This window comes from Mesorhizobium sp. M0571 (assembly GCF_040320985.1).
In the GTDB taxonomy this organism is placed as follows: domain Bacteria; phylum Pseudomonadota; class Alphaproteobacteria; order Rhizobiales; family Rhizobiaceae; genus Mesorhizobium.
Genome location: NZ_JAMYQT010000093.1, coordinates 1 through 10,562, shown reverse-complemented (window position 1 = coordinate 10,562; position 10,562 = coordinate 1). Strand labels below are relative to the sequence as shown.

The 10,562-nt window shown below is 57.3% G+C and carries 9 protein-coding genes; 4 read left to right on the top strand and 5 right to left on the bottom strand.

Annotated elements, in window-relative coordinates:
- Positions 1-234: 234 nt before the first annotated feature.
- On the top strand, positions 235-441 hold the full coding sequence (locus NKI85_RS36470) for a hypothetical protein (protein ID WP_352531731.1): 207 nt from the start codon (positions 235-237) through the stop codon (positions 439-441).
- Between the two features lie 14 nt (positions 442-455).
- Here NKI85_RS36470 and NKI85_RS36465 read toward each other — a convergent pair whose 3' ends face one another.
- Both NKI85_RS36465 and NKI85_RS36460 read right to left on the bottom strand, forming a co-directional pair.
- Complete coding sequence (locus NKI85_RS36465) at positions 456-1,214, bottom strand: hypothetical protein (protein WP_352780651.1); 759 nt, start codon at positions 1,212-1,214, stop codon at positions 456-458.
- Between the two features lie 26 nt (positions 1,215-1,240).
- Positions 1,241-3,190: a CHASE2 domain-containing protein gene (locus NKI85_RS36460; protein WP_352780648.1), complete on the bottom strand. Its 1,950-nt coding sequence runs from the start codon at positions 3,188-3,190 to the stop codon at positions 1,241-1,243.
- Positions 3,191-3,411: 221 nt separating this feature from the next.
- Here NKI85_RS36460 and NKI85_RS36455 point away from each other — a divergent pair, with 221 nt between their 5' ends.
- Positions 3,412-4,953: a caspase family protein gene (locus NKI85_RS36455; protein ID WP_352780646.1), complete on the top strand. Its 1,542-nt coding sequence runs from the start codon at positions 3,412-3,414 to the stop codon at positions 4,951-4,953.
- 57 nt (positions 4,954-5,010) lie between these two features.
- Here NKI85_RS36455 and NKI85_RS36450 read toward each other — a convergent pair whose 3' ends face one another.
- Positions 5,011-5,403 (bottom strand): hypothetical protein, encoded by a 393-nt coding sequence (locus NKI85_RS36450; RefSeq protein WP_352531738.1) that lies wholly within the window; start codon positions 5,401-5,403, stop codon positions 5,011-5,013.
- Between the two features lie 330 nt (positions 5,404-5,733).
- On the opposite strand from NKI85_RS36450, the gene NKI85_RS36445 reads away from it, so the two are divergent.
- Both NKI85_RS36445 and NKI85_RS36440 read left to right on the top strand, forming a co-directional pair.
- The gene (locus tag NKI85_RS36445) at positions 5,734-6,198 is read left to right on the top strand and encodes a hypothetical protein (RefSeq protein ID WP_352780644.1); all 465 of its coding nucleotides are present in this window, start codon (positions 5,734-5,736) and stop codon (positions 6,196-6,198) included.
- The gene (locus NKI85_RS36440) at positions 6,135-7,094 is read left to right on the top strand and encodes an ankyrin repeat domain-containing protein (protein WP_352780642.1); all 960 of its coding nucleotides are present in this window, start codon (positions 6,135-6,137) and stop codon (positions 7,092-7,094) included. The genes NKI85_RS36445 and NKI85_RS36440 overlap by 64 nt, the downstream gene beginning before the upstream one ends.
- A 1,340-nt stretch (positions 7,095-8,434) precedes the next feature.
- Here the strand turns inward: NKI85_RS36440 and NKI85_RS36435 are convergent.
- Both NKI85_RS36435 and NKI85_RS36430 read right to left on the bottom strand, forming a co-directional pair.
- Entirely contained in the window at positions 8,435-9,043 is a 609-nt protein-coding gene (locus tag NKI85_RS36435) for a VOC family protein (protein WP_352780640.1), read from the bottom strand.
- A gap of 759 nt (positions 9,044-9,802) precedes the next feature.
- Positions 9,803-10,438, bottom strand: a complete 636-nt coding sequence (locus NKI85_RS36430; protein ID WP_352780639.1) for an SDR family NAD(P)-dependent oxidoreductase — start codon at positions 10,436-10,438, stop codon at positions 9,803-9,805.
- Between the last annotated feature and the right edge of the window lie 124 nt (positions 10,439-10,562).

Below are 10,562 nucleotides of genomic sequence, written 5' to 3'. Positions count from 1 at the left end.
TCCGGTGGACGGCCTTTCACAAAAGCCGTCTCGTTCATTTACGAAACTGACGTTACGGCATTTATAGTGCATTGCAATATTTTTGTGCGACGCACCATCCCTCTTCCAGCGTTTCGAGGGGGCATGCGGAGGGTCGGTGGCATCTCGAGATCGCCGGTTCTGCAGGAAGAACTATTCTGGACGGACCACCTGATCCCAGCATAGCCTTGGCAACACAGCACGACGTTTTGCCACTTGCGTATCTACTTCAGCCGCTATTCGGCAACCGTCCAAGTCTACGTCAACGAAAGCAATAAATTCGTGCGCCGCAAACTTTCAGTCGGCGTCCCCGCTGGGCGCAAGGCGATCGCTTTCCTTAGCGCGCCATCGAGAAGTTGCCTCGATATGGCGGTGGTTGACGCGAAGGCGCGCCTCTACCGCTTCCAGTGCGCCGTGAAGTGACCACCCCTGGTGGTCTATCGGTTAGCCAAGTTCCGGATCAGTGCGGATGCCTGAAGAAGACAACCGCTTCCTATCATCCAGGCATACAGTCCCACATGATCCGACGGGCTGAAGCCGGTGGGCAAATGCACGATAGGCATTCGAAACGACTTATCGTCGATCACCAACCCAACGGATCGAAGATCCGGTGGCACGTTTCCGGGAATTGCCAAAATTGGGGTGTCCTTGTCCCAGACCAAGCTTGTCGCCAGCGACTCTTCATTATAGCCAACAGAAACATCCGCCCGGTGCCCCGGTGGGCGCCAAAGCTCCAGTTTGAGATCATAAACGCAGCCTGTCAGACCATTTTCGACCGGCACCATCCAAGGTTCCAAGGTGGCGGCCGTCGTGTCGGAAACGCCACGAGATCCACCTATGGTTTGGAGCTGACCAGCGGCATTCCCCAATAGATCCGAAATCGCAGTCAAACTCGAAGAAGCGCCTGCCGCCCCGTTAGACGTTGATCCAGAACCCGATGCGTCGTCAGTCACCACAATATCCGCAGGTCCCGGCAACGCAGTGACCGAGCCATCGTCACCCATCAAAGTGACAGTCGATCCACCCTCGATATGCACGAGGTCGCCCAGTTTGAACAGTTTGCCGAGCTGAGGGCTGTCCGCGGGAGGATCGACAGCGACAACGACATACTCGCTGGCCGCAAGAGCGCTCGAGCAAGAACCAATTGCTGCCATAGCCGCAGCCAGTAGGAAAATGATTTTGGGTTGCCGATACATGACGCGCGTTCAACCATACGCTTGTTTTACTTGCCTTCAAGATAGATCCTATCGCCAGCCTCACCCTGCTTCAATCTCCCAAGGTGATAAGCAACGAGGCCATCGTTGGGATATTGAATGGCCAGCGATGCAAACGCAGCAGCGGCAGTCTTGTCGCGCGCGGACATCAGCAAATAAGCTTGCGAGTAAGCCTCCACCATCTCGCGATTCATACGCCCCTCCTCCAGCAACTCGAAGGCTGAAATCCACTCAGTCTTGCCTTTCAGACACAACACACCGGACCGCCGAAGCAGGTAGTCATCGGAAGAGTTCGCCACCTCCTCGCTGATGCAGTTCACGGTACCTAGAAACTTGTTCGCGCCTTCGAGCCTGGCAGCGGTGTTCACCGTATCGCCCATGGCCGTGTAGTTGAAGAATCGATTGCCCCCAAAATTTCCGACAACTGCCGGTCCTCGATGGACGCCGATACGAGTGACGCCAACGTCATGGCCTCTAGACTTTAGATCTGTCCGAAATCTTCGAGACATCGCGACGGTAGCAAGCGTTAGTTTTAGGGCCCTTTCGGCTTGGTCCTCCTGCACACCCGGTGCGCCAAAAAAACCAATGACTGCATCGCCTATTAGTTTGTCTATCGTGGCGCCATGTTCAATGAAGAGACCACAAACCGCCTCGAGGTATTCATTCAGAACCTTAGCAAATACCTCTGGTTCCGTCCGTTCGCCCAAACTGGTGAATCCTTCAAGGTCGGTGAACACGCACGTTATCAAGCGTTCGGATCCGCCGAGGCGCAGCGACGCCGGCTTGCTGACTAGCTCTGCCACGACTGCCGGGCTGAGATACTGAGAGAACGCGTTCTGGACGAAACGCCTTTCTTTCGAGTCCCGGTGCCATGCCAGAATTGCGACGAATCCGGAGAGCCCTAGCAGCAGCATCGACGGCGCGACCATAGGTAACAGAATTCCGGCCTTGGCAAACGCGGTTGCTTCTAAGATCAAAACCGAAACGACTGCGCCGATGATGACCACAGGTTTCACCAGCACTGATATGCGGAGCCAAGCGACCCAGATGCAGAGCGCCGTCGCGAGAACGAAGGGCGCAAACGCCGCCACCGCCTCTGGCGTAATGATTTTGTCGCCCTTGATCAATCTCGCCAGCGCATTGGCATGAATAACGACACCCGGCAGCGCTCCGGCAACAGAGCCGTTCAGCACGGCAAAGGGGGTTGCATGACGATCCTGCAGCGGGAGGTCAACGCCGATCAAAACGAACTTCCCGGCGAACCAAGCCGGGGGCGCGAAAGCGGCGGCGTGTGCCGGATATATTGTAAATCGTGCCGGATGAATGCCTGTAGCCCGATAGTAGACCATCTTCTCCGCAGCTTGCGATGCCGATATGCCGGCGGTCTGCGCGAGCGCTGATGCAAAGCTAGGTTGCCAGTTGCCATTCACCACGCGCCCTGGAAATTCTTCCCGCACAACCCCGTCGACCCTATCATGAGACAGGGCCGCCAGTCCGCGGATGGCGCTTGGCGCGAAGCGACTAAGGTACGACAGTTGCTTGTCGGTAAGGTCGTCCTCGTGTGATGCAGATGCGACAATTACGGGACTTTCGGCCGCCTCGATAACCTCAGCCAGGCGCCGATCCTTTTCCGCCTCGGTTGGCTGATCGAAAAGCAAGTCAATGCCTATTGTTCTCGGATGAGCTTTATCGATTCTCTGCACGAGGTCGGCCAAGGCACCCCGATCCAGCGGCGATCTATAGGGAAATCTTTCCAAGGTCTGCTCTGTGATCGTTACGATCACGATGTCTGTCGGGGGCGCGACGAAGGGCGAGATGGTCGTCATCAAGACGTCGCGCAGCAGTTTCTCGCCGGAGGGAGAGAATGTGGCAATGCAGGCTCCCAGAATGAAAAAGAATCCGAGCGATGTGAGAAGGCGCCCTTTTTGAACCTTTCCGATCGGCGTGAAGACGGCCAAGCTGCGTGCAATCCGTTTCGGTGTCTATCGGCGTGAATCTACACAGCATAGACCGCTGGCGAAGTGAGGGCTAGCGGTAGGCCCTTCGCTAAGTCCGTTGGACTGTCCGTTGGACTTGACACCGCGAAGCACCGGGCTCAGTCTCGCAAGACTGCTCCGGTTTTGTCCAGTCTATCGACTGGTGAACCCGCTGAATGAGCCGAGACTAAGGATATACAGCCATGATGGCGCTTCGCTTCGCCATTGCGCTTCTTCTAGTTTCGCTGAGCGCCCAAGCGTGGGCAGAACGGCGCGTCGCGCTGGTCATCGGTAATTCTGCCTATAGATACGCAGTTCCACTTTCCAATCCAAAAAATGATGCGGTGGATATGACCGCAAAACTGCAGGCGTTGGGCTTTGAGGTGGTTGCAGGCGAGGACCTCGATCTGAGCGGGATGCGCGGCACGGTTCGAGATTTCATCGGCAAGCTGGATGGTGCCGACATGGCGCTTCTCTTCTATGCCGGCCATGGCGTCCAGGTGAACGGCACCAACTACATGGCTCCCGTTGATGCGCGGCTATTCACATATAACGACCTCGACTTCGAAGCCGTGCCCATGGACCTCGTCTTGTCGGCCATGGAGCGAACCACGAAGGTCAACCTGGTGTTTTTGGATGCTTGTCGGGACAGTCCTTTTTCACAGAACCTTGGGCGCTCGATGGGTACGCGATCAGGGTCGGTCGGTCGGGGGTTGGCAAGGCTAGGCACGGGCGTTGGGTCGCTCATAGCCTTTGCAACGCAGCCCGGGAACGTTGCGCTGGACGGCGAGGGAAGGAACTCGCCGTTCACATCTGCGCTGCTGAAGAATCTTGGTACGCCTGGCCAGGACATCTCCCGCGACCTGATCAACGTCCGTAGGGATGTGCTTGAAGCAACCGACGGTAAGCAAGTGCCATGGGACAACTCCTCGCTGACGGGCGACGTCATTTTGCAACCGTTGTCCGAAAACACCGCTGTCACGACGGATGCGAAAGGAGGGGACGTAGAAGTCGCCTATTGGGAGACCATCAAGGAAAAGACGGACAAGCGCTTCTTTGAGGCCTATCTCAGACAGTATCCAAGCGGCGTCTTTGCGGCGTTAGCCAGCTTGAAGATCGACGAGATCGAACAGGCAGCAACAGATCGTGGCAAAGCCCCCTCGATTTCCATCGACGGCGTAGAGGTTGCAGAAGCTCATTCTGATGTAGATGTGACGCAAGCTTTGGCTGATCCGCGCGCGTTGACAAAGGCAACGCAAACAGAGCTAACGCGGGTCGGCTGCCTTGTCGGACAAGCAGACGGCAAATGGGGACCGGGAAGTCGGAAGGCTCTTCAAGCCTTTGCCGAGCAGCGGGGATTGAAGCTTGCGAGCCTGGAGCCGACGAAAGAGGTGTTGCGCGCAATCAAGAATATCCCAGAACGTGTCTGCGCTCCGGTCAAGGTAAAGGCTTTTGATGGCGCGTGGGCACTGACGCGGCGCGCACGTAATTCCGCCTGCGATTACACTGAACAGTCAACGACAATCTTTATCGATGGAACGGAAATTTCCGCGATGGTGCCTTTGGCCGGAACAATCACCGCCGACGGGGCGTTCGATATCTATTTAAGTTTCGTCGATGACGATGGTGCGCCAAGGCAAAACCATATCACTGGCAGGCTTCAAGGTGCGAAAGGAAGCGGTGAGTTTTCTCGAGTCGGAGGCGAGTGTGCAGGTGTCGTAAGCCTTGACAAGCGTACTGAATAGGGCCGGCATTTGCGGATCCGTGCAAACGCCGACCAAATCATTCGGACATAGTCCGTCTCATTGAACCAACGTTGAAGTCGCGTGGACTTTGCCGTCGTCGCGCACCTCGTAAAATTTGTCGTTGTCAATGTAGATAAAATGACAAACTGGTTTACCTTGGTCTTCAGAACAGGCCTTTTCACCGTCGAAAGTCAATGGAACTTTGACCTTTATCTTAGTTTTGTTGTTCACCAAAGCTTCGCCAATGATCTGTTTTTTCTTCCAGTTCCAGACGAGAGTGGCAGTTATATCAGCTCCAGCGTCATATATTATTACATTTACCTTTTTCCCATTAGCAAAAGTCTTAAATTCTTCCATAGATGCTTTCTTCGCGCTGCTTGGTAGATCCTCGGCCCAAGCGGACATAGCAAGTGAAAACGTAGCTGCGACAACAAGCGATAACAGTTTCATCCTATCCTCCCCATCCCCCGCCGGTTTGACTGACATGTCTACATATTCTTCAGCGAGGAGACTGAAAATTATCATGACAACAAACTTTCAAGAAGCGGAAATCAGCGCGTCCTAGATGTCGTTGGGGACATTTGCATCTCGGACGTACTGAGAACCTTTGCCATTGCCCGAAAGCGGCCACACCGAGAGCGAGGTCCCGCCACACAGCAGCAGCGTCACTTTCCGTGCGTCCCATAACCTGAAGGTAGCAGGTTCAAATCCTGCCCCCGCAACCAGCTTAACCTGCCGAACAAGAGCCCCATTGCCTTTTGGTGAAATCCAAGTTGGGTTATGGTGGCTGCAGGGAAGAGCGCGATGCTCCGGTCAATTTTCCTCGCCACCCTTCTTGCTGCCGCCACAGCGCCGGCCGCAGCCTACCCCAACGCCGCGAATTACCTGATCGCCGAACAGATCGCTTCGGCTTGCGAGGGCAATGTGGGAGAGATTGCCCCCGGCTCCGTGATCGAGCGCGATCTTACCGGCGAGGGCAAGGCGGATCTCATCACAAGCCACGAGGGCATAAGCTGTTCAGCAGGCGCGTCAACGAGCCGGAGCAGTTTTTGCGGCGCGCAGATATGCGCGGTGAACATCTATGTGCGGCGGGGCTCGCTTCTGGAGCTCAAGACTGAAATGCTCGGGGTGGGCGTAAGCGTCGGCGAAGGGCAGGTCCCGGAAATCCGAATGCACGCCACATGGGGGCGAAGCGGCGACGCTCAAATGGGATGGGCGGGAGTTTCGGTAGGGGGAGGCAACTGATGCGCGCTGGAATGCTGTTGTTGATTTGTTTCTGTTTGATCCCGCTGACATCCCAGGCGGCAGCCATTCACGACGCCGCCAAGAAGGGCGACATCGCGGCCATCGCGGCGGCGCTGGATGCGGGGGCAAACGTCAACGACTTTGACGGTATTGCAACGCCGCTCTTTTACGCGGTCAATAGGCAGCATCTTGAAGCGACCGAATTGCTGATCGAGCGCGGCGCAGACGTCAACGCCGGGTCGAAGATTGGGGGGCCGCCCCTGATGGCGGCGGCCGCTAGAAACCGGCTTGAATTTATCACGCTGCTGTTGGTGCATGGCGCAAATCCGAACTCGACCGCGGGGAAGCAGACCCCCCTTCATGTGGCCGTCAAGCATGGCTGCCTCGACTGCGTCACGGCGCTGGTCGAAGCGGGCGCTGATGTGAACGCCCGAACAGCGGACTCCTTCGCCCGGACACCGATCCATCTCGCCAGATTTTACGAATATTCCGAGATATCCGACTATCTCATGGCGCATGGCGTCATGCTGCCTAAGCCCGCACCGATTGCCACAAAGTTGGCTGCGGCCGATGTCGAGAAGGGCCGGATTTATTTCGGCGGAAATTGCGACGGGTGTCACAACAACGAACCAGGCAAGGGCCGCAAGACTGGTCCGAACTTGTGGGAGGTCGTCGGCCGCGACAAGGCATCGGTGCCGGAATTCAATTATTCCAAGACTTTGCGGGATTGGGAGGGCGCGTGGACTTACGAGGATCTGAACACCTTTCTCTATGATCCCGTCCTCACCACGCCCGGTGTCCTCATGGAAATTTCCGGCGTTCCCGACGAGACCGAGCGTGTTAATCTGATTGCCTATTTGCGTACGCTAAGCGACAAGCCGATCCCTCTGCCCTAAGTCCCGGCTGATGCGCGAGTGCGGCATGCAACTCGATGTGCTTCCACAGCTCCGCTTCGGTCTGGGTGTAAATGACCCAGGACATGATTCCATTCGTGGGTAATGTTTGCAGCTATACGAACAGCCCGTGGCCGGGCCCCCCTGTGGGATCAGATTAGCTCTCGTACCGATTTGACGCCACGAAATCCAAAGATCGTTCGCCGCGACCTCGCTGTGACTCGGCGCCGAACCATGACCCCACGCAAATCGCCCGTATGCTATTGATATCGCGCTCATATCCGGCGCTGAAAGAGGGTCGACACCGGCGCCGGTCGTGACCCTTTCCTGGGTCAAGAAAAGCGGAATAAATCAAACGGTTCACCCACATTGGGGCAGGGGTCACGGTTTGGCGCCGGTTCACAGTGGTGGCGGTAGCCGTCGGGCGGCACTGGGCGCGGCGCTATCCGCGTCTCAGCCGCAGCTCGCGCGTGGCTCCCGGATCATATCGAGTCAGGCGGGACAAGAAAACAGTTCTCATGCTCTTGGGTCGGATGGAGGCAAATATGATAGTCGCCATCCTGCGACGGAATCTCATCACCATATGGAATGAAATATCGCTGTTGACGCGTGATCTTCCGATGATCCCCGGGCCTCAGGATCACAACCCAGCCACCGGGACGAACATGAACCGCGCCGTTTGGGATTCGCTGACACTCGCCATGTTCGGCGTCGCCGTGACAGCAGGCCGGCGGATAGCTCCATCCGGACGGGGCATCATGTGCGCTCGAGGGAACCAAGAATCCTAACGACGAAAGGGCCGCAAGGACGAACGCGGCAGGGGCTTGGCGCCGCGGCATTCCCTTTTCCGATTGCCGCTTCGGCCACATGTTGAAGCAATTATACGCCTGTTATTAGCATTGGCTAATAAAAAGGTGCTGACGCGTCATCTTATGCACCCGTTCTTGCGTTCCGTTTTGCTGTCTACCCGGTTCTATCCCGGTAGTGTGTCTCCCCGCGTTATTGCTGTTCGAGTAGGCAACAACGGCGGTCCGGAAAACAAAGTATCGGAAAAATTGGCCACGAAGGTAATTGTCGATTTGAGAGCTATCACCTGACCGGGCAGCACACGGGCGGGATCGGCCACCCAGGCCGCGTCGTCGCAGTTTGACGAGTTCGGCCTGGCCGGAACTCCAACGGCAATTGGGCGCCACCCTTCAGCGTCAGGATCGGCGCCGCGGTGGTCGGTGCCGGGGATGCGCACGCCCTGCACTTCGATCGAGCCGCCGAGGGCGCTGGCTCCTCGATCAGAGAGTCACTATTGCGTCGATGCTACCATATCAAATGACGTCGCAAGCCAATCCTCATAGCGGCAGCTCCTTGCCCGCCTGCTCCGCTACCATGTACGCAGCGTACCAGTCCGGCCAATTCTCATCACGCTGGCCGCCGGTCCGCTTCTCGTGCTCGCCATGGGCCACAGACGCACGCCGGAACGCCGCTGCGAGCTCGGTCGACGAGGCGAATGTGGTGTTGTCGGCGTCGACACGCCCTGGAAAGCGTTGGGTGACTTCCTGCAACAGCCATTGGTTTCCATCTGGATCGCTGAATGTGGCGTATGAGGTGTAGCTGCGCCGCTCAGGGTCCGGTCCGCTGACACGGCCTTCACGGCCGGCATAGTGGTACACCTCGCTCACGTCGACACCGCGATCGGCGAGTTCGGCGCGCGCTGCCCCGATGTCCGACACGACGAGCTCGCCAACGTGTTCGAGGACATCGAGCTCGATCCGGGCATAGAGCCCCGGTGTGACCCCTGAGCCGAAAACTGTCGAACACGGGGAGCCCGGAGGCGTAAACTGGATTACATGAAATTCGTCGCCTGTGATGTCGGCGTCCAGTCGCCAACCCAAGCCGCCATAGAAGTGCTTGGCGCGGTCGACATCCGAAACGGGAATGACCACGACCTCGAGCTTCAAGTCTACCCCTCACGCTGCCGGGGTCGCGATTGCGGCTTCGCCGCGCTCCTGAATATCGTCCATGACGATCTCCTTGGGTTTTGGATGCGTTGCGTTATCTTCAACGCCACGCGCCCTGCCGGTGCCGGTGGTGGCTGTTCATGCATGCAAGCGGGATTTGAGGCACGGGGCCGCAACTATGCCGCCGAACCTCTTGATGCTCTTCTGGATGTGCACATATCCGGTAACGCGAATTCGCGCCCGCTAATCCGAGATGGACTTCGCGGCGGACGAAACGCGCCCTACGTTTTGGCAGGCTGGTCGCTAATCAGCCAAAATATTGGCGGCTAAATATCCTAGCATTCCTATTGTATTGCAGCAAATCAACTCCCACGCATCAAAGGAAATTTTCCAGGATATATTTCACTAACCATATGTTTTTTTCCCTAGAGCGAATCGGCACAGCTAAGCTCGTCGTCGCTTCGGTTCCAGAAGACACCGACAAATCCTTACGCGTCCTGATCCCGACGTCCTGTTGTCAGCAGTCCAGAATTGCCCTTCGGTCTGACGGAGAGAGCGTCCGCTCAGAGTCATGGGTGTGAAGCCAACCGAGGGCGAGCGAACCTCCGCTGGGGGTCAATTCTTCCGGTTTCTCGAAAAGGAAGGATGCACCAGAAGCGGCCATCGCGACGGGTATCATTGAACAACCGAAATTTGGCCGTTTGTGAACTGTCCGCTGCCAAGCTCGCACTCGGATCGCAGACGTCCGTTGCGAGCCGTTCAACGTTGTCCTCCTGACACGGTGAGGACTTCCCCCGTCATCCAGGCCGACGCGCGGGAGGCCAGGAAGATGGCGACCGGACTCAGATCGGAAGGTCGGCCGGGTCGCTTTTCCAAGGGCGTCGCGGCAATGAGGTGCGCTTCCTGCTCGCTGCCCTTCAAACCGATTGCCCGCGCGCCTTCCGTATCGATGTAGCCCGGCATGATGGCATTCACCCGGATTTTCCGTTCGGCGAGTTCGAGAGCCAGCACCTTCGTTATGGCGTTCACCGCGGCTTTGGACGCGGAATAGACGGCGCCACCGGGCGCATTCCCCAAGGCGGATAGGGAGCTGATGTTGACCACGCTACCGCCTTCGGGGTTGAAGTTTGCAACGGCAACCCTGGTGGTGGTCAGTAGGCCGAGCACATTGGTGTTGAAGATGTGATGAATGTGCGCCTCATCGATATCGGGCAGCGCTTTGAAGTCGAACACTGCGGCGTTGTTGACCAAAATATCGATCGGCCCAAATCTCGCCACCACCTCGACCACCATGGCTTCGATATCTGCGGTTTTGGCCAAGTCGCCTTGAACAGCGATCGCCTGCCCACCCCGCCTTGATCTTCCGCACCCTCGTCCGCTTCTGGGTGCCAACATTTCAATCCAAAGCGTCCGGCAATGCTGAAGGGTTTCGGGTGCCGTCAGGCGTACGAAAGTCTCTCATGCAGGAACCCGCGGGCCGCACGCGGTGAGCTATGGGGATTTGTGTTTCGGGGTGTGC